Here is a 19,771-nt window from a genome sequence, read left to right as displayed (position 1 = left end):
CTCCGGAAACGTGATTGCTAAGGATTGAGAAACAAACGGATGAAGGGTGAAGCGAAACTCAGTGAGCGTCTTCCGACAGGCTCAGGTACACGATGGACAGCATCATGAAGATGAAAGCCTGCAGCGGAATCACCAGCAGATGGAACAGCATCCAGCCGAAACCGAATACGCCACCCGCCAGGGCACCGGCGATACCTGCACCGCCCAGCACCCAGATCAGCAGGAACACGATTTCACCGCCGAACATGTTGCCGAACAGTCGCATCGCCAGCGAAATCGGCTTGCTCAGCCATTCGACGATGTTCAGGATCAGGTTGAACGGCAGCATCCACTTGCCGAACGGCGCGGTCAGGAACTCCTTGGTGAAACCACCAATGCCCTTGGCGCGCAGCGAGAAGAACAGCATCAGGAAGAACACGCTGATCGACATGCCCAGGGTGGCATTGACGTCAGCGGTGGGCACCGGCTTCCAGTAAGGCACGCCGAGCGCTTCGAGCGGCATGGCGATGAAGTCGGCCGGGATCATCTTGATGAGGTTCATCAACAGGATCCAGAAGAAGATCGTGATCGCGATCGGGGTCACCAGCTTGCTGGTGCCGTGATAGGTGTCCTTGGCCTGGCGGTCAACGAACTCCAGGCAGATCTCCACGAACGCCTGCCACTTGCCGGGGACGCCGGCGGTGGCCTTGCGGGTGGCCAGCCAGAACGCGAAAACCATCACCAGGCCCATCAGGACCGAGGTGGCGATGGTATCCAGATGCAGCGCCCACGGGCTGCCGTGCCCTACCGTGAGGTTGTGCAGGTGATGCTGGATATAGGAGGTGGGTGTAAGCGCCTCGCCTGCCATGTGTCCGAACCTTAAGTTAAATGAATTCTGTTATTGCCTGGCCAGTGCCAGGACCTGGAACATCAAGCCGACGGCGATTCCGGCCAACAGCGCCAGTGCAGGCAGCCGGAAGACCAGGTAACCCACCGCCAGCACGCCAAACACCACGGCCCACTTCGCCACCACGGCGATGATCAGCCGTCCCAGCGCCGAACCGGCCGCCTGGACACCGCCCCCCAACGCCATCTTCGCCGCCACCCAGCCACCTGCCGAAACCGCAAGCCCGGAAGCCAAGGCCCCCAGCGCATGTTTCGGACTCACCAGCAGGAAGCCAAGAGCCAGGACAGCCACTGCGGCCAGCGGGTAGACCGCGGCGCGCAGCATCAGTCGCCGACCCGCATCAACGGAGTTCAGCACAGTGACGTCCCGCACAAATGGAGTGGATAGGCATGAGGCAGCAGCGCAGTGCCTCGTCGAGCCGCCAAATTATAGCAATGGGACAATTTGCGAGACAACCGCTGCGTGTTCATCCCGGATCGACGCAAGTTGCCGGATGGCCGGGTTTTTTCTCCCGACCGGCGGGATAATCATGCCCAGCGGGGCTCAGCTGCATGCGGCAGCGCAGCATTGAACTTTCGTCGTGGTTGTGTGTCGAAGCCTTCGATCTGCACTCCCTGATCCTCGTCGGCGCGGTTCTGCAGATCAGCATGGTGGTCCGATGGTCCCGCCGCTGCCCGGCGGGACCATTTTTTTTGCCGTCCGGGGAACTGGCAATGCCGACAACAGACGGTGCATCGCGCCAGGTTCCAGCGGGACGCAGACACATCGCCTGCACCATACGTTCACGGATGGTGGACGACGCGAGCGGGATAGTGGGGTGACTTTCATTGAACCACCGCAAGGATCCTGCCGATGCGTACCGCCCCTACCCTGCTTGCCCTTTCGCTGGCCGCCATCGGCGCCGGCTTCACCTCCACCGCGCATGCTGCCGAAGGCGACGACCGCTTCACCCTGCGCGTGGGTGCGATGAACATCGACACCGACAACACCATCCGCGGCACGACCAACATCAACGGCCAGGACGTGAACCTCGATGAAGATTTCAGCATGGGCGGCAAGGAATGGGAGCCGCGCGTGGACGGCGTGTTCCGCTTCAGCGACCGCCAGCGCCTGATCTTCGACTATTTCAAATGGGACAAGGACCGACGCGAAACGCTGGACGACGGCATCGCCTTCGGCGAGATCGACGTGCCCGAAGGGAGCTTCGTCAAGGCCGAACTGAAATACCAGGTGGCGACCCTGGTGTACGACTATTCGGTGGTGGACACCGAGCGCTTCGACCTGGGCCTGCAGCTTGGCGCGGAGTGGGCCAAGATCAGCGCGAAGGGCTTTGCCGACCTGGGCAATGTCTACAACGGGCGCTTCCTGGATGAAAGCGAAAGCGGCGTGGCGCCGGTGGTGGGCGCACGGCTGACGTTCAATCCGGCCGATCGCTGGATGATCAGCATGCAGGGCCAGTACCTCAACACCAAGTGGGGCAGCTTCGATGACTATGAGGGCGACCTGAGCCGGGCCAATGCCATCGTCGAATACAGCCTGACCGACAACTTCGGCATCTTCGCCGGCTACGACTGGTTCAAGCTGGACGTCGACCAGAAGGGCAGCGACGGCGTGGTCGGCCTGAAACAGGAATTCAAGGGTCCGGTTGCGGGCCTGAGCGTTTCGTTCTGATCCGTAGCGCCGAGCCGTGCTCGGCGGGCCGCAAACAGAAACCCCGGGTTTCCCCGGGGTTTCTGTCATCCGCCGGGCAATGGCCCGGCGCTACTTCTTCTTCGGCAGATACAGATCGGTGATGGTGCCGTCGTAGATTTCCGATGCCATCGCCACCGACTCGCTCAGCGTCGGATGCGCGTGGATGGTGTGGCCGATGTCCTCGGCTTCGGCACCCATTTCGATGGCCAGGCCGATCTCGGCCAGCAGGTCGCCTGCGTGCACGCCGACGATGCCGCCGCCGATGACGCGGTGGGTTTCCTCGTCGAAGATCAGCTTGGTGAAGCCTTCGGTACGACCGATGCCGATGGCACGGCCACTGGCTGCCCACGGGAACTTGGCCACGCCGACTTTCAGGCCCTTGGCCTTCGCCTCGGTTTCGGTCACGCCAACCCAGGCGATCTCCGGGTTGGTGTAGGCCACCGACGGAATCACCCGTGCGACCCATTCCTTCTTGTGGCCAGCGGCCACTTCAGCGGCCAGCTTGCCTTCGTGCGTCGCCTTGTGCGCCAGCATCGGGTTGCCGACGATGTCGCCGATGGCGAAGATGTGCGGCACGTTGGTACGCATCTGCCGGTCGACCGGAATGAAACCACGATCGGAGACCTGCACGCCGGCCTTTTCGGCATCGATCTTCCTGCCGTTCGGCGAACGGCCCACGGCTACCAGCACGCGGTCGAAAGTGCCCTGCTCCAGCGCCGGCTTCTCACCTTCGGTGGCCGATTCGAAGGTGACGGTGACGCCCTTCTTGTCGGCGCTTACGCCGGAGGCCTTGGTCTTCAGGTGTACCTCGACGCCCTGCTTCTTCAGGCGGTCGGCCAGCGGCTTGACCAGGTCCTTGTCGGCGCCTGGCATCAGCTGTTCCATGAACTCGACCACGGTGACCTTGCTGCCCAGCGCAGCATAGACCGTGGCCATTTCCAGGCCGATGATGCCGCCGCCGACGACCAGCAGCGAACCCGGCACTTCGGCCAGTTCGAGTGCATCGGTGGAATCCATCACGCGCGGATCGTCCCACGGGAAATTCGGCAGCTTCACTGCCTGCGAACCGGCCGCGATGATGCACTGCTGGAAACGCAGCAACTGGGTGCTGCCGTCCTCGGCAGTGATCTGCAGTTCGTTGGCGGAGACGAAACGGCCCACGCCCTGCACGGTGCGCACCTTGCGCTGCTTGGCCATGCCGGCCAGGCCCTTGGTCAATTGGCCGACGACCTTTTCCTTGTATTCGCGCAGCTTGTCCAGGGTGATCTTCGGCTTGCCGAACTCCACGCCGAAATCATTGGCATGGGCGACTTCATCGATCACCGCTGCCGCGTGCAGCAGCGCCTTGGACGGAATGCAGCCGACATTGAGGCAGACGCCGCCGAGGCTGGCGTAGCGTTCGACGATGACGGTATCCAGGCCGACGTCGGCGGCACGGAACGCGGCGGTGTAGCCGCCAGGGCCGGAGCCGAGCACGACCATCGCGCATTCGATGTCCGCGGCCTTGCCGGACGACAGCGCCGGCTTCGGCGCAGCCGGTTCGGCCGGCGCACGGTGCGACGGGGTCACCGGCGGCTTGTTGCCGGGTGCGCCTGCTGCCGGCGCTGCGGCGGCCTTGGCCGGTGCGGCCGGTGCGGCACCTTCGCCCTCGGCTTCCAGCACCACCACGACGGCACCTTCGGACAGCGTGTCGCCCAGCTTCACCTTCAATTCCTTGACCACGCCAGCTGCCGAGGACGGCACTTCCAGCGTGGCCTTGTCCGATTCCAGGGTCACCAGGCCCTGGTCCTTCTTCACCGTATCGCCGACGGCGACCAATATTTCGATCACCGGCACATCGTTGTAATCGCCGATGTCTGGAACCTTGACTTCAATCGTGGCCATGGTGGTTTCCTTCGTGCCCGCGCGGGATGGCCGGCGGGCTGTCACTGCAGTTCGTCACGCGGCCGCGCGCATCGCGGCGGCCACACGGAGGGGGCTTGCGTGCTCGATCAGAGCAGTACGCGGCGCATGTCGGCCAGCACCTGCGACAGGTACGTGGTGAAACGTGCGGCCAACGCGCCGTCGATGACCCGGTGGTCGTAGCTCAGCGACAGCGGCAGCAGCAGTTTCGGCGCGAACTCCTTGCCGTTCCAGACCGGCTGGATGGACGACTTGGAGACACCGAGGATGGCCACTTCCGGCGCATTGACGATCGGCGTGAACGCAGTGCCGCCGATGCCGCCCAGCGAGCTGATCGAGAAGCAGCCGCCACTCATGTCGGCCGGACCCAGCTTGCCGTCGCGCGCCTTCTTCGCCAGCTCGCCGCTTTCCTGCGCGATCTGCACCACGCCCTTCTTGTCGACGTCGCGGATCACCGGCACGACCAGGCCGTTCGGCGTATCGGCGGCGAAACCGATGTTGAAGTACTTCTTCAGGGTCAGGTTCTCGCCGCTGGCATCCAGCGAGGCGTTGAACTCCGGGAACTTCTTCAGCGCCGCGGCACTGGCCTTGACCAGGAAGGCGAGCATGGTCAGCTTGATGCCGGCCTTCTCGTTTTCCTTGTTCAGTGCCAGGCGCAGGGCTTCCAGCTCGGTGATGTCGGCCTGCTCGAACTGCGTGACGTGCGGGATCATCGCCCAGTTGCGGGCCAGGTTCGCACCGGAGATCTTCTTGATGCGCGACAACGGCTGGACTTCGACCTCGCCGAACTTGCTGAAGTCCACCTTCGGCCACGGCAGCAGGTTCAGCCCACCACCGGCAGCGGCCGGCGCACCGGTACCCGCGGCCGCGCCGCTGGTCAGTGCGGCCTTGACGAACTTCTGCACGTCACCCTTGGTGATGCGGCCACCCTTCTCGGTACCGCTGACCTGCAGCAGGTCCACGCCCAGCTCGCGGGCGAACACGCGCACGGCCGGGGTTGCATAGGGCACCTTGGCCGGCAGCACGCTGTCGGCGTTGAACTGCACCGGCGGGCTGGTCGGCGCGCCGGCCGATGGCGCGCTGGCAATCTCGCGTGCAGCCAGGTTGTCCGGCTGCGCCGGCATGGCGACCGGCTCGACCTTGGTGGCGGTTTCAGCGGTTTCGTTGGCGGCGGCATTGGCCGGGGTCGGTGCCGGCGCGGCACTGGCCTCACCTTCAGCCTCGATGATGGCCACGACCTTGCCCTGGGACAGGGTGTCGCCGACCTTCACCTTGATTTCCTTGACCACGCCTGCAACCGACGAAGGCACTTCCATCGTCGCCTTGTCGCTTTCCAGCGTGACCAGGCCCTGGTCCTTCTTCACCGTGTCGCCGACGGCGACCAGCACTTCGATGACCGGGATATCGGTGTAATCGCCGATATCCGGCACCAGCGCCTCCACGGTACCGCCACTGGCGGCCGCAGCCGGTGCCGCGGCGACCGGAGCGCTCTGCTGCGCTGCCGGGGCGGCGGCCTTGGCCGGTGCCGGGGCGGCAGCAGGAGCCGGCGTGGCGGCCGGGGCATCCTCCCCGGCCACTTCGATCAGCGCCACGACCTTGCCCTCGGACAGGTTGTCGCCGACCTTCACCTTGACCTCCTTGACCACGCCTGCGACCGACGATGGCACCTCCATCGTCGCCTTGTCGCTTTCCAGCGTGACCAGGCCTTGATCCTTCTTGACCGTGTCGCCGACGGCGACCAGCACCTCGATTACCGGGATATCGCTGTAGTCACCGATATCGGGGACGAGGGCTTCCTTGATTTCGGCCATGGGGATAACTCCGGCAATCTGGTGTAGGGAAACACCTATTGTGCGGCCAGCAAGGCCCCCTCGCCAACCGTTGATGGCGTTTTCAGTCCGTACTGTCCCGGGACACGCTGTTGTGTCCAGTGCGCTTGCGCTGGAATGGCGCGTCGTGGGGCATGACCAGTCGGTGGCGTATTGTCCCTCGCTGCCATCGATACGATGCCCCGCTGCCCTTGTACCCCGGCTGCCTCAACCGGTGGCCAGCGCATCGGCCAGCGGCCGCCACGCCTGCTGCAGCTTCTGCAGGCTCGCCGCTGCATTGGCCGGGCTGGTCGATGGCAGCGCCAGTACCGGCACCGCCGACGGCAAGCGCAGCGCCGGCTGGATGAAGCGCACGAATGCCCGGTGCGCGGCCGCACCGTTGCAGGCCACCAACCGCAGGTCGGGCAACGTGGCCATCAGTGCTGCAACGGGATTGGCGATCTCGCTACCGCGCACGATGTCCTCGTCCAGGCTGCCCCGGCGACGACATTGCCCGATGACGTCCCACAGACCCACGCCGGCCGCCTGCATCTGCTGCAGCCGCGTGGCGTAGCCTGCCCCGGCGTCGACGCCGCACAGCACGGCCATCAACGGCCAGAACCGATTGCGCGGATGAGCGTAGTACTGCGCTTGCTGCAGTGACGCGATACCCGGCATCGAACCCAGCACCAGCACGCGGCAATCCGCATCCAACTGCGCTGGCAGCCCGATGCAGGCGTCATTTCCACTCACGGTTCCACCATCTGCATGAACATCACCCACCATCGAAGGCCATCAACACCAAGGGTATGGCCATTGTTCGCTGAACACACACAACTATTTTTTAACGCGCGTGGGATTCGATTCATGTGGCGCGACTTACGTTGATTGCGCCCCGCAAGGGGACCCTGGCACCGGTAATCGAGGAGATTCCCCCATGCGTACCATCAACGCCCTGACCTTGTCCCTGCTGGCGACGGCTGCCTTCGCGCCATCCGCTTTCGCCCAGGAATATCCAGCGACCCCCGAGGGCGCCGACGCCAACAGCTACGCCACCGACAGCGGCACCTCCGGCGATACCGCATCGGGCAAGCATTTCGCCGTGGTCGGCGGCGTGGCCCTGCTGCAGCCGAAGAATGATCCGGTCGAAGGGGTACGCAAGTTCGATGGCGGCCCGGCACCGACCCTGAGCCTGAGCTACTACATCAACGACAACTGGGCGGTTGAACTGTGGGGCGCGGCCGACAAGTTCAACCACCGCGTGCGTGGCGTCGGCAACGAACGCCTGGGCACCGTGGAGCAGCAGCCGATCGCCCTGAGCGGCCAGTATCACTTCGGCCAGGCGGACAACGTGTTCCGTCCGTTCGTCGGCGTGGGCTACTACGAATCCAACTTCAGCAATGAGGACCTGGTTGCACCGGGCGTCACCGAACATATCGGGCTGGAGACCGCCAAGGGCGCCATCGGCACCGTCGGCGTGGACATGAACATCAACTCGACATGGTTCGCCCGTGCCGATGCGCGCTACATGCATGCGCGCCCGGAAGTGCAGGTGGGCGGCCAGGGGACGGGCGCGGATGCCAAGCTGGATCCATGGACCGTCGGCTTCGGTCTCGGTGCGCGATTCTAAGCAGCGGCAGCACAGCGCCTGACAATGACAGGCACTGGCAGACAACGGGCCCGATCGGGCCCGTTGTCGTTTTTACCGCGACCCACAGCGGGCAATATCCTTTGATCTGTCGTATCCGGCTTTGTCAGCCGGCAACATGCCATATACGTCATCAACTGGAATCCATTGGGGCACAAGGCTTCCAATAGGCATGACGGCTCGACAAAACTAAACTTTAACCAGCGCAGGTTTCGATTCATGTTGCGCGGCTTACGTTTGCCGCGCCCCGCAGAAAGGGGGCCAAGAACAATAATCACAGGAGATTCCCCCAATGCGATCCATCCACGCTCTCACGCTGTCCCTGCTGGCTTTCGCCCCCGCCGCTTTCGCGCAGGATCCTGCCACCACCGTCGAACGCCCGGCCGGCAGCGACATGGTCGAGGCGCAGACGACGGCTTCAGGCAAGCATTTCGCCGTGGTCGGCGGCATCGCCCTGCTGCAGCCGAAGAACAACGCTGTTGAAGGCGTGGTGCAGAAGGCCGATGGCGGCCCGGCACCGACCGTCAGCTTCAGCTACTACATCAACGACAACATCGCCATCGAACTGTGGGGCGCGGCCGACAAGTTCCACCACCGCGCGCGCGGCGTCGAAGGCACCCGCCTGGGCACCGTCGAACAGCAGCCGGTGGCGCTGAGTGGCCAGTACCATTTCGGCCACGCCGACAACGTGTTCCGCCCGTTCCTGGGCGCAGGCTACTACCAGTCCAACTTCAGCAACGAAAAGCTGACGGTGCCGGCTGCTCCGGTCGGCCACCTCGGCCTGAAGACCGCCGAAGGCTTCATCGGTACGGTCGGCGTGGACATGGACATCAATTCCACCTGGTTCGCACGTGCCGACGCGCGTTACCTGCATTCGCGTCCTGAAGTGACCCTCGACGGCCTGCAGGTCGGCACGCGGGCCAAGCTGGATCCGTGGACCGTCGGCTTCGGCATCGGCGCGCGCTTCTAAGACGCGACAGCCGGCGGCACCCTCATCGGGGTGCCCCTGTCACCTCGCTGCAGCGGGCCCTTCGGGGCCCGTTGTCGTATCCGCTCTACCGCCAAACGGTCGCCCCACGGCCTCGCGGCCGTGGCGCTGGCCGTCGCCGACACAAGGTTGCGCCGCCAGGCATGCAGCGGATACCAGGCGGGAAAGGGCGTCCCGCCGACAGCCGCGCTGCGCTACGCTCGATACTTCCCGGGCTGGCGCGCGCTGGAGGTCATCGATCCATGCTGGACATGCTGGTGGTGGGCGGTGGCATCAATGGCGCGGGCATCGCCCGCGACGCGGCAGGGCGTGGCCTGCGCGTGGCCCTGTGCGAGCAGCATGACCTCGCGTCGCATACATCCAGCGCCAGCTCGAAGCTGGTGCATGGCGGACTGCGCTACCTGGAACAGGGTCATGTCGGCATGGTGCGGCAGTCACTGGCAGAGCGCGCGACCCTGCTCCATATCGCGCCGCACCTGGTGCGGCCATTGTCCTTCGTGTTGCCGCACGAGCCCCATCTGCGCCCGGCCTGGATCATTCGCAGCGGCCTGTTGCTCTATGACCTCCTGGCCGGCCGGGCGGCAGGCCTGCCGCGCTCACGCGGACTGGCACTGCACGGCCATCCGTTGGGTGCGCCGCTGCAACACGACCAGCGCCGCGGCTTCACCTATACCGACGCACAGGTTCCTGATGCCCGGTTGGTGGTCCTTACCGCCATGGACGCGGCCGAACGTGGTGCACGGATATGGACGCGCACCACCTGTGTGCAGGCACGGCGTGATCCCGATGGCTGGCGCGTCGAGCTGCGCGATGCACGGGGACATGGCCGCAGCGTCCACGCGCGCATGCTGGTCAACGCCACTGGCGCGTGGGCTGCCCGGTTCACCGCCGATATCAGCCGGACCCGCAGCACCCCGATGCGCCTGGTACAGGGCAGCCACATCGTCGTGCCTGCGCTGTATGACCACGACCATGCCTACATCCTGCAGCAACCTGATGGACGCATCGTCTTCGTGATCCCGTTCGAAGGCTGCTTCAGCCTGGTGGGAACCACCGATGTCGACTTCAGCGGCCCGCTGGCGGCGCCGTTGATCGACGATGCGCAGCGCGACTATCTCTGCGCGGCGGTAAACCGCAGTTTCCGCCAACAGATTGCCCACTCCGACATAGTGTGGAGCTTCAGCGGCGTACGCGCACTGCTGGATGACACCCACGGGGCGCCCAGCGAGGCCAGCCGCGACTATCGGCTGGACCTGGACAGCGAAGGTGCGCCGCTGCTGAACGTGCTGGGCGGCAAGCTGACAACCCATCGCAGGCTCGCCGAACAGGCAGTGGACCTGCTGCTGCGCGGCGATGCCGCCAGCCCCTCGGCGTGGACCGCAGGCGGCGCGGTGCTGCCCGGTGGCGAACTTGGCCCCGCCGCAGAAGTGGAAGCCTGGCTGCACGGGCAATGGCCGTGGCTGCCAGGTCCGCTGGCCGCGCGATGGGCGCGCAGCTATGGCAGCCGCGCCGCCCGGATCATTGGCGCGGCAGGTTCGCTGGGCGATCTGGGCGAGCACTTCGGTGCCGACCTTTACCAGGCCGAAGCCGAGTACCTGTGCAGCCGCGAATGGGTGATGCAGCCAGAGGACCTGCTCTGGCGGCGCAGCTTGCTCGGGCTGCGCCTGGGACCATCGCAGCAGCAACGCCTGGCACGATGGCTCGCTGGAAGAGCGACGACTGCTGCCGTGGACATCGATGGCACGGACGCCCCTGCATGACCGGTGCCGCACGCCTGGCTGCCCACGGGCGGCAGGTGGGTGGCGCACAATGCAGCATCGCCCGTACTTTCCACGGCGCGCCCAGGCCCGCCGCCAGACCAGGAGATCGCCGAGTGGAACCGGACCTCATCCTCGCCATCGACCAAGGCACCACCAGTTCGCGTGCCATCCTGTTCGACCGCCAGGGACGCATCGCGGGCACGGCCCAGCGTGAGTTCGCGCAGATCTTCCCGCAACCCGGCTGGGTGGAGCACGATCCGCGCGAGATCCTCACCAGCGTCTATACCACCATCACCGAACTGCTCAACCGCGAGCAGGTCGACCCTCGCCGCATCGCCGGCATCGGCATCACCAACCAGCGCGAGACCACGGTGGTCTGGGACAAGGCCAGCGGCCAGCCGATCCACAATGCGGTGGTCTGGCAATCGCGGCAGAGCCACGCCATCTGCGAACGCCTCAAGGCGGAAGGACATGAACCCCTGATCCGACGCAAGACCGGCCTGCTGGTGGATGCGTATTTTTCCGCGACCAAGATCCGCTGGATCCTCGATCATGTCGACGGTGCACAGGCGCGCGCCGAACGCGGCGAGCTGCTGTTCGGCACCATCGACAGCTGGCTGGTCTGGAACCTTACCGGTGGCACGACGCACGTCACCGACTACAGCAATGCCGCACGTACGCTGCTGTTCGATATCCATGCGTTGCAGTGGGACGAGGAACTGCTGGCCCTGCTGGATATCCCGCGCGCGATGCTGCCCGAAGTGCGCAGCTGCAGCGAGGTCTATGGGCATACGCGCGCGCAGTTCTTCCTGGACCGTGGAATTCCCATCGCCGGCATCGCCGGGGACCAGCAGGCCGCGCTGTTCGGGCAGGCCTGCTTCGAGCCCGGCATGGCCAAGAACACCTATGGCACCGGCTGTTTCATGCTGATGAACACCGGCGACAAGGCCGTGGCATCGCAGAACGGCCTGCTTACGACCATTGCCTGGGGGGTCGATGGCCAGGTGGAGTATGCGCTGGAGGGATCGATCTTCGTCGCCGGTTCAGTGGTGCAATGGCTGCGCGACGGGCTGCGCATGTTCGGCAAATCCAGCGACTGCCAGGCCTACGCCGAGCGCGTTGCCGACAGCGGCGGGGTGTACCTGGTGCCGGCCTTCGTCGGGTTGGGGGCGCCCTACTGGCGCAGCGACGTGCGCGGGGCGATGTTCGGCATCACCCGTGGCACCAGCAAGGAGCATTTCATTCGTGCGGCAGTGGAATCGATGGCCTACCAGACGCGCGACGTGCTGGCCGCGATGGAAGCCGATGCAGGAATCGAACTGAAGGAGCTGCGCGCCGATGGCGGGGCCATCGCCAATGACTTCATGGCGCAGTTCCAGAGCGACCTGCTGGGCGTGCCGGTGCTTCGCCCGCAGGTAGCGGAGACCACTGCACTTGGCGCGGCCTACCTGGCCGGGCTGGCGACCGGGTTCTGGGAAAGTCGTGCACAGATCGCCGCACAGTGGGGGCTGGACCACCGCTTCGAACCGATGATGGCACCGGCGCGGCGCGAGCAGCTGTATGCCGGATGGAAGCGCGCCGTGGCCGCCACGCTCGCGTTCCAGGTGGATTGACGGACGTGCCGTGGCCACCCGCTCGCGTTCCAGCTGGATTGACGCTGGTAGCGCCGGGCCATGCCCGGCGAGCCGTCTCGCGGCGGTGGCACCCAAGGCCGCCGGGCATGGCCCGGCGCTACCCGATGGTCAGAACGCCGGCAGCACCGCGCGGATTGACGGACGTACCGTGGCCACCCGCTTGCGTTCCAGGTGGATTGACGCTGGTAGCGCCGGGCCATGCCCGGCGAGCCGCCTTGCGGCGGCGGCACCCAAGGCCGCCGGGCATGGCCCGGCGCTACCCGATGGTCAGAACACCGGCAGTTCCAGGCGGATTGACGGACGTGCCGTGGCCGCCCGCTTGCGTTCCAGGTGGCTTGACGCTGGTAGCGCCGGGCCATGCCCGGCGAGCCGCCTCGCGGCGGTGGCACCCAAGGCCGCCGGGCATGGCCCGGCGCTACCCGATGGTCAGAATGCCGGCAGCACCGCGCCCTTGTACTTCTGCGCGATGAATTCCTTCACCTGCGGGCTGGTCAGGGCCTGTGCCAGCTTCTGCACGCGCGGATCATCCTTGTTGTCCTCGCGGGCAACCAGGAAGTTCACGTAGGGCGAGTCCTTGCTTTCGATCGCCAGCGCATCCTGGGTCGGGTTCAGGCCGGCATCCAGCGCGTAGTTGGTGTTGATCAACGCCAGGTCGACCTGGTCCAGCACGCGCGGCAGCATCGCCGAATCCAGCTCGCGGAACTTCAGGTTCTTCGGGTTGGCGATGATGTCGCGCTGGGTCGCCAATGCGTTGGTGGCGTCCTTGAGCTGGAGGACACCCGCGTTGTGCAGCAGGATCAGCGCACGGCTGTTGTTGCTCGGATCATTCGGGATCACCACATCGGCGCCTTCGCGCAGCTCATCCAGCGATTTCACCTTGCGCGAGTACGCGCCGAACGGCTCGATGTGCACCCCGGCCACGGTGACCAGGGCGGTCTTGCGGTCGCGGTTGTAGGCATCCAGGTAAGGCTCGGTCTGGAAGTAGTTCACATCCACCTGCTTCTGCACCAGCTGGTCGTTGGGCTGCACATAATCATTGAAGACACGCACGTCCAGTTCCACGCCCTGCTCTTTCAGGATCGGCTTCACCACGTCCAGGATTTCCGCGTGCGGTACCGCCGTGGCGGCGACCACCAGCTTCTGCGAGGTATCGCCGGATTTTCCGCAGGCGCTCAGCGTCAGTGCCACGGCGGCGAAAAGTGACAACAGCAGGGTCTTCTTCATCGTATGTTTCGATCTCGGGGGAGGGTCATTCGTAGCTGCTGAGGGCCAGCGCCAGCAGGCTCTTGGCCTGTTCGCGCAGCATCACCGGCTCGATGATCTCGGCATCGGAACCGTAGTGCAGCACGTCCATCAGCAATTCTCGGGATACGCTGTAGGGTACCTTGAGTTCATAGCGGCCATCTGCCAGGAAACGTCCCTGCTGGTTGGCGTGCCAATGCTCGTCGGCCACCCAGCGTGCGGCCTTGGCGCTGAAGACGATGGTCGCCCAGCCCTTGGGGGCACCGGAGAAAATACCGTAGCTGGCACCCAGCTGCGCATCCAGGTCGGTTTCGTCCACATCGGTGGCCGGGGCATCGACGACGCGGGCCTTGTTGATGCGATCCACCGCGAAACTGCGCAGCGCGTCGCGGTCATGGTCCCAGGCATCCAGGTACCAGTTGTCGCGATAGTGGGTCAGCCGCTGCGGCGACACCAAGCGCCGGGTCGCTTCATCGGTGGAGCGGGCACGATATTCGAACGCCAGCTGGCGCCGTTCCAGCACCGCCGACGCGACGCTGCGGAAGCTGGCTTCATCGAATTTGCGCACCCGGTGCGGGATCACCCGTACCCGGTCCACCGGCCAGCTGCTCACGCCGGCCTGCGCCGCCAACAGGCCTTCGATGCGCTGCTGCAACGGCGCCAGCACCGAGGAAAGCACCCCACCGCCGGTACGCGCCAGCAGGTGCTGGGATGCCAGCAGCGCATGCAGTTCTTCCGAGCTCAGCCACAGCCCGGGCAGCTCGAAGCGGTCGCTTTCGTCGGCCAGGTAGCGGAAGCCGGCTTCGCCATCGCCCTCGATCGGTGCCATCAGCGCATCGCGCAGGAAAGCGAGGTCGCGGTATACCGTGGCGCGGGAACAACCAAGTTTGTCCTGCAACGTCGCCACCGTCACCGGATAGCGCGCGGACTTGAGCAGGCGATGCAGGGCTGTGATGCGTTCGTATCGGTCCATGATCCTGATTATGTCCGAGTCGCGGCCCTTGTGGCGGCAATGATCGGCTATCGTGTCGGTCCGTCACGCCCAAGGCCTTCCCTGCATGCCCCTCCGCTCCCCTGCACTGCCGGTGCTGGCCGCGCTGCTGCTGGCCGCCTGTGGACAGCAGGCCCCGGCGACCGACGCCTCCACGCCACTTCCCACAGCCAGCATCCCCGCCGATCCCGCGCAGGCAGTGCTGCAGGCCAGCCAGCGTTTCGCCGCGCTGCGCAGCTTCCATGCGCAGATGACCCTGCATGGCGCCCAGAAGGGGCAGGTGGTCAGCACCTCCATGGATTTCGTCGCCCCCGACCGCTATCGCCTGCGCGGTGCGGCCGGCGTGCAGACGATCATCGGCAATACCGTGTTCCTGGCGTCCGAAGGCGGCACGCAGCAGTTGCCGCTGCCGGCGGGGTTGCTGGACCAGTGGCGGACGCCGCTGCCGCCCGCAGCCGAACTGCAAGGGCTGGCGGTCGAAGACCGGGGCCCGGCCGACGTCGGCGGCACCGCCACGCGGCTGTATCGGGTAGATGGCCCACAGGGCAGCGGCGAGACGCTGCAGTACTGGATCGGTGACGATGGCCTGCCGCGGCAGGTGCAGCGTGATGGTTTCAATGGAGACCAACCCTACCGTGTCACCCTGCGCTATTCCCAGCTGAATGACCCCGATCTGCGGATAGCGGTGCCCTGAGCCTCAGACCGGCATCGCACTGAATGCCGAAGAGCAGGAACGCCGACTGAAGCCCGGCCGGTTGCAGGGTCGAGTCGACTTGAGGTTGACGCTATCATCACATCCTGCGTTCGCTGTCCGCCCCCCGGAGAATCCCGATGTCCCTGCGTGTTTCCCTACTGTTTCCCCTGTTGCTGGTCGCCCCTGCGGCATTTGCCCAGGACCCCGCCGAACTGGCGGCGATGACCTCCCCATGGAGCGGCAGTGGTGGCGAGCTGGGCTTCGCATCGGCACGCGGCAACAGCAATACGGAGAGCTTCAACGGACGCCTGGGCCTGCGCTATACCGACGACGACTGGGTGCACAGCATGGACCTGTTCGGCCTGCGTTCGCGCTCCGAATCGATCCAGACCAGCGATGACGGCAGCACCAGCAAGGTGACCAGCACCACCGCCAACCGCTACACCGGCAGTGCCGGCAGCGCGCTGCAGCTCGGCGAGCACCGGCAGATCACCGCCACGCTGCGTTTCGAGCGCGACGACTTCGCCACCTATGACCGCCAGAGCTCCTTTGGTCTGGGTTACGGCACCCGCCTGTGGGACACCGACCGCTTCTCGCTGGACGCGCAGATCGGCCCTGGCGTGCGCCGCACCCATGACGTCGAGAACGATGAAACCCGTACCGGTCTGATCGGCCGTGGCTTCTTCGACATGAAGTATTCGCTGAGCCCGAATACCGACCTGATCAATACGCTGCTGGTCGAATCCGGTTCGTACAACACCTTCGCGCAGAACGATTTCGGCCTGTCGGTAAGCATGAACGAACACCTGGCGCTGAAGGCCGCTTGGCAGGCACGCCACAACAGCGACGTCGCCGAAGACAAGCAGAAGACCGATACGCTGACCACCATGAACGTGGTCTACAAGTTCAAGTAAGCGTCGCCGCCCCGCCTGCGGCGATCAGGCAGAGCGGGGCCATGCCCCGCTGCCTTTGACCGGCATCACACGTCCAGCAGCTCGCCCGCGCCACCGTCCAGCAGCATCGCCGCCACGCGTTGGCCCAGTGTTTCCGGATCCCGTGCCGGGCCCACGGCCTCGGCGCGTACCGCGCGGCCATCGGACGCACTGCCGACCAAGCCCTGCAGGTGCAGATCGCTACCCTGCCACTGCGCGATCGCCGCCACCGGCACATGGCAGCTGCCATGCAATGCACGGTTCATCGCCCGCTCGGCCTCCACGCAGCTGCGTGTATCGGCATCATCCAGCGCGTCGAACAGCGCGTGCAGTCTCTCGTTGTCGCCATCGCATTCCACCGCCACCGCACCCTGCGCAGGCGCTGGAAGCCACTGCGGGGGTTGCAGGCGCGCCACGATGCGCCCACCCAGGCCGAGCCGTTCCAATCCTGCCACCGCCAGCACGATGGCGTCATAGCCTCCGTTGTCCAGCTTGGCCAGGCGTGTATTGATGTTGCCGCGCAGGTCCAGCAGTTGCAGGTCCGGCCGCAGCGCGCGCAACTGTGCCTGGCGACGCAGCGAAGAGGTGCCGACCCGTGCACCCGGCGGTAGGGCATCCAGCGAAGCGTACAGGTTGGAAACAAAGCCATCGGCCGGATCATGCCGCGGCAGGATGGCGGGAAGCACGAACGGCGCGTCCAGCTCCATCGGCACGTCCTTCAGCGAATGCACCGCGCAGTCCGCGTCGCCACGCAGCATCGCCAGCTCCAGTTCTTTCAGGAACAGGCCTTTGCCGCCGATGGCCGCCAGCGAACGATCCAGTACTTCATCGCCGCGGGTGCTCATCGGAACCAGCTCCACGTGCAGGCCGGGATGCACCTGGCGCAGCCGGTCGGCGACATATTCGCTTTGCCAGAGGGCAAGCGGGCTTTTGCGGGTAGCGATGCGGAGGGTATCCATGCGGTCATTATCGCGCATCGGTGGGATGCGGCGAACGGCAAGTCATCGGGTTGGCGACGTGCGGTAGCGCCAAGCCATGCTCGGCGGAAACCATCACACCCCATCACCCCAAAGCCGCCGACCATGGGTCGCTACCCATGCATCGGTCAGCGTTACAGGTGGCGGAGGTCCTGGCGCAGGGTGGCCACGCAGCGCCGGCTCACTTCCAGCGGATGCTTGCCATGCCGCAGCACCGCCTGCACCTGGCCGGCAACACCGCGCCGCAACTCGACCAGTTCGTGGCGGGCAACCAGGCAGTTGCGGTGGATGCGGATGAAACGGCTGGCGAATTCCTCCTCCAGCGACTTCAACGACTCTTCGATCAGGTCTTCGCCACGTGCGTGGTGGACCACGACGTATTTTTCCTCGGCCTGCAGGTAATGGATGTCTTCCACCGGGATCAGGCGCAACCCGCCCCGCAACCGTGCACACAGCACCGTACGGGCCCGGCCATCGCCATTTTCCTGTGCATCGCCGCGGCCTGCCAGGAACACCCGCGCGCGCTCCAGCGCCGATGCCAGGCGTTCCGGACGCACCGGCTTCATCAGGTAATCGATCGCCGCCGCCTCGAACGCCGACAGCGCGTGGGCGTCGTAGGCCGTGCAGAACACCACGGCGGGCCGTGGCTCAAAGGTCGCCAGGTGGCGCGCGGTTTCCAATCCATCCAGGCCGGGCATGGCGATATCCAGCAGCACCAGGTCCGGCTGCAGCTCGGCGCAGGCATGCAGCGCCTGCTCGCCATTGGCAGCTTCGGCCACCACATCCACCCCCGGCAGGTCGGCCAACAAGGATTGCAGCCGCTCGCGCGCCAAGGGCTCGTCGTCGGCGATCACTATCCTCACGGCGGCTCCCCTTGTCTGACCGGTATGACGATGCAGCATTCATAGTAGCCCCCGCTCCAGCCTGCCGTCACCCGTGCCCGCGCACCGAAACGCCAGCCAAGACGGTGCGCGATGTTGTGCTGTGCGTGGCCTGTACCGCGCGACAGCAACAAGGCAGGGGCATCGGGGTCGGGGGCGGGATTGCGGATGACGATCTGCAGCATGCCATCGGCACAACCAAGCTGCAGATCGATGAGGCCGCCTTCCGGCAGGCGCGAAATGCCGTGCAGCACGGCGTTTTCCACCAGCGGCTGCAGCACCAGGCGCGGCATCGGCTGCTGCCAGGGCAGGTCATCATCACGCTGCCAGCGCACCTGCAGGCGCTCGCCCAGCCGCAATGTTTCGATGGACAGGTAGCGCTCGGCCAGTTCGCACTCTTCCTGCAGGGTCGAATCGCCGTCGCCCGCACCCAATGCGGCACGGAACAGGTCGGACAGGTCCAGCACCGCGCGTTCGGCCACGGCGGCGTCACGCCGCACCAGGCTGGCGATGAGGTTCATGCTGTTGAACAGGAAGTGCGGGCGGATCCGTGCCTGCAGGGCATCGGCCTCGGCGCGCGCGTTGGCCTGCATCTGTGCGCTCCAGCGATCGCTCACGTAGAAATGGCGCAGCGCCAGCGCGCTGATCAGCGCGGTAGTGGCGGCGCTGCCGAGGGTGAAGCGCCAGAAACCGATCCCCTGGATGAAACGGTCGCCCAGCGCGGCATACAGGGCATGGATGATGCCCGCACCGACCAGCGCGATCACCGCGGCCAGCGCCACGGCCGCCACCGCCCCCAATGCGGGCGGCAGGCGCGACAGCGCGTTGCGCAGCACGCACAACACCATGCTGACCGCCAGCGCCAACCATAGTGCGAAACCGCTGGCCGAGAGCAGCTGGCCCAGGCTCCAGTGGCGGCTGCCGTCCGGTGCCAGCGCCAACACCACCACCACCAGCAGCGCCATGCCACACATCGCCGCCAGCCGCGGCAGGCGGCACAGCTCGGGCATCCAGGGCGCTGCAGCCGGTGGGATCATGCTCAACCAGCCGACAATCGCAGTTGCAGCCAATCGCCGAGTGCGTGGATCTCTTCGGCGCAGACCTGGTGCGCCATCGGATAGCGGTGCCACTCCACGTCCAGGCCAAGGCTGCGCAAGGCATCGGCACTGTGCTCGGCTACCGGCAGCGGGATCACCGGGTCCTGTGCACCATGGGCCATGAACACCGGCGCTTGTACCGCCGCCTCGATGCGATGCGCGGCTTCCGCCTCCGGCAGGTAGGTCGACAGTGCGATCAGGCCCGCCAGGGGGGCGGTCCAGGCCAACGCGGCGGTCAGGATCACCGCCCCGCCCTGCGAGAACCCTGCCAGGAAAATGTGCTCGGCGGCGATGCCGCGCTCGATCTCGCGCGCGACCAGGGCTTCCAGTCCGGCCACCGATGCGCGCACGCCATCCATGTCCGCACGCGAACGGAAGTCCATGCCGACGATGTCATACCAGCCACGCATCGGCACGCCGTTGTTGATGGTGATCGGGCGTACCGGCGCATGCGGGAACACGAAGCGCAGCGCCGGCCAACCGGGGCGCACCAGTTCGGGCACGATCGGGGCGAAATCGTGGCCATCGGCGCCCAGGCCGTGCAACCAGATGATCGACCATTGCGGCGATGCGCCGGTTTCCTGTTCCACCGTCTCCAGCATGTTGCGGCTCCTCCAAGTTCAAGCCGCATTATGCCGT

General features: G+C 65.8%; 18 protein-coding genes. 7 read left to right on the top strand and 11 right to left on the bottom strand.

Annotated elements, in window-relative coordinates; all coding sequences use genetic code 11:
• Window positions 1-58: 58 nt before the first annotated feature.
• Together atpB and H4O11_RS06720 are read right to left on the bottom strand one after the other, a co-directional pair.
• Window positions 59-847, bottom strand: a complete 789-nt coding sequence (gene atpB / locus H4O11_RS06725; protein WP_182338628.1) for a F0F1 ATP synthase subunit A — start codon at window positions 845-847, stop codon at window positions 59-61.
• A 30-nt stretch (window positions 848-877) separates the two neighbouring features.
• Window positions 878-1,243, bottom strand: coding sequence for a hypothetical protein (locus H4O11_RS06720; protein ID WP_182338627.1), 366 nt, complete (start codon window positions 1,241-1,243; stop codon window positions 878-880).
• A 495-nt stretch (window positions 1,244-1,738) separates the two neighbouring features.
• Here H4O11_RS06720 and H4O11_RS06715 point away from each other — a divergent pair, with 495 nt between their 5' ends.
• Window positions 1,739-2,557, top strand: coding sequence for a hypothetical protein (locus H4O11_RS06715; protein ID WP_182338626.1), 819 nt, complete (start codon window positions 1,739-1,741; stop codon window positions 2,555-2,557).
• Window positions 2,558-2,647: 90 nt separating this feature from the next.
• On the opposite strand, the gene lpdA is transcribed toward H4O11_RS06715, so the two are convergent.
• From lpdA to H4O11_RS06700, 3 genes are all read right to left on the bottom strand, one after another.
• On the bottom strand, window positions 2,648-4,462 hold the full coding sequence (gene lpdA, locus H4O11_RS06710) for a dihydrolipoyl dehydrogenase (protein ID WP_182338625.1): 1,815 nt from the start codon (window positions 4,460-4,462) through the stop codon (window positions 2,648-2,650).
• A 107-nt stretch (window positions 4,463-4,569) separates the two neighbouring features.
• On the bottom strand, window positions 4,570-6,291 hold the full coding sequence (gene aceF / locus H4O11_RS06705; protein WP_182338624.1) for a dihydrolipoyllysine-residue acetyltransferase: 1,722 nt from the start codon (window positions 6,289-6,291) through the stop codon (window positions 4,570-4,572).
• 225 nt (window positions 6,292-6,516) lie between these two features.
• Entirely contained in the window at window positions 6,517-7,041 is a 525-nt protein-coding gene (locus H4O11_RS06700) for a DNA-deoxyinosine glycosylase (protein WP_425506013.1), read from the bottom strand.
• Between the two features lie 184 nt (window positions 7,042-7,225).
• Here H4O11_RS06700 and H4O11_RS06695 point away from each other — a divergent pair, with 184 nt between their 5' ends.
• The 4 genes from H4O11_RS06695 to glpK all read left to right on the top strand — a co-directional run bounded on the left by H4O11_RS06695 (window position 7,226) and on the right by glpK (window position 12,297).
• Window positions 7,226-7,918, top strand: coding sequence for an OmpW/AlkL family protein (locus tag H4O11_RS06695; protein ID WP_182338622.1), 693 nt, complete (start codon window positions 7,226-7,228; stop codon window positions 7,916-7,918).
• A 310-nt stretch (window positions 7,919-8,228) separates the two neighbouring features.
• Window positions 8,229-8,906 carry an OmpW/AlkL family protein gene (locus H4O11_RS06690; protein ID WP_182338621.1) on the top strand — a complete coding sequence of 226 codons (678 nt, stop codon included), beginning with the start codon at window positions 8,229-8,231 and terminating at the stop codon, window positions 8,904-8,906.
• A 260-nt stretch (window positions 8,907-9,166) separates the two neighbouring features.
• Entirely contained in the window at window positions 9,167-10,684 is a 1,518-nt protein-coding gene (glpD, locus tag H4O11_RS06685; protein ID WP_182338620.1) for a glycerol-3-phosphate dehydrogenase, read from the top strand.
• 113 nt (window positions 10,685-10,797) lie between these two features.
• Entirely contained in the window at window positions 10,798-12,297 is a 1,500-nt protein-coding gene (gene glpK / locus H4O11_RS06680) for a glycerol kinase GlpK (RefSeq protein WP_182338619.1), read from the top strand.
• Between the two features lie 447 nt (window positions 12,298-12,744).
• On the opposite strand, the gene H4O11_RS06675 is transcribed toward glpK, so the two are convergent.
• Together H4O11_RS06675 and H4O11_RS06670 are read right to left on the bottom strand one after the other, a co-directional pair.
• Window positions 12,745-13,542, bottom strand: a complete 798-nt coding sequence (locus tag H4O11_RS06675) for a MetQ/NlpA family ABC transporter substrate-binding protein (RefSeq protein WP_182338618.1) — start codon at window positions 13,540-13,542, stop codon at window positions 12,745-12,747.
• A gap of 25 nt (window positions 13,543-13,567) precedes the next feature.
• Window positions 13,568-14,533, bottom strand: coding sequence for a helix-turn-helix transcriptional regulator (locus tag H4O11_RS06670; protein ID WP_182338617.1), 966 nt, complete (start codon window positions 14,531-14,533; stop codon window positions 13,568-13,570).
• 85 nt (window positions 14,534-14,618) lie between these two features.
• Between H4O11_RS06670 and H4O11_RS06665 the strand changes: the two genes are divergently transcribed.
• Together H4O11_RS06665 and H4O11_RS06660 are read left to right on the top strand one after the other, a co-directional pair.
• Entirely contained in the window at window positions 14,619-15,245 is a 627-nt protein-coding gene (locus tag H4O11_RS06665) for a hypothetical protein (protein WP_182338616.1), read from the top strand.
• A 137-nt stretch (window positions 15,246-15,382) separates the two neighbouring features.
• Window positions 15,383-16,159 (top strand): DUF481 domain-containing protein, encoded by a 777-nt coding sequence (locus H4O11_RS06660; protein WP_182338615.1) that lies wholly within the window; start codon window positions 15,383-15,385, stop codon window positions 16,157-16,159.
• 65 nt (window positions 16,160-16,224) lie between these two features.
• Here the strand turns inward: H4O11_RS06660 and hemC are convergent, their stop codons facing one another.
• The 4 genes from hemC to H4O11_RS06640 all read right to left on the bottom strand — a co-directional run bounded on the left by hemC (window position 16,225) and on the right by H4O11_RS06640 (window position 19,734).
• Complete coding sequence (gene hemC / locus H4O11_RS06655; RefSeq protein ID WP_182338614.1) at window positions 16,225-17,136, bottom strand: hydroxymethylbilane synthase; 912 nt, start codon at window positions 17,134-17,136, stop codon at window positions 16,225-16,227.
• A 152-nt stretch (window positions 17,137-17,288) separates the two neighbouring features.
• On the bottom strand, window positions 17,289-18,056 hold the full coding sequence (locus H4O11_RS06650) for a LytR/AlgR family response regulator transcription factor (protein ID WP_182338613.1): 768 nt from the start codon (window positions 18,054-18,056) through the stop codon (window positions 17,289-17,291).
• Entirely contained in the window at window positions 18,014-19,045 is a 1,032-nt protein-coding gene (locus tag H4O11_RS06645; RefSeq protein ID WP_425506012.1) for a sensor histidine kinase, read from the bottom strand. Before H4O11_RS06645 ends, H4O11_RS06650 begins: the two co-directional genes overlap by 43 nt.
• 29 nt (window positions 19,046-19,074) lie before the next feature.
• The gene (locus H4O11_RS06640; RefSeq protein ID WP_182338611.1) at window positions 19,075-19,734 is read right to left on the bottom strand and encodes an alpha/beta hydrolase; all 660 of its coding nucleotides are present in this window, start codon (window positions 19,732-19,734) and stop codon (window positions 19,075-19,077) included.
• Window positions 19,735-19,771: the final 37 nt, after the last annotated feature.

Source organism: Stenotrophomonas tumulicola (assembly GCF_014117215.1).
Lineage (GTDB): Bacteria > Pseudomonadota > Gammaproteobacteria > Xanthomonadales > Xanthomonadaceae > Stenotrophomonas > Stenotrophomonas tumulicola.
This window is presented reverse-complemented; position numbering and strand designations above follow the sequence as displayed.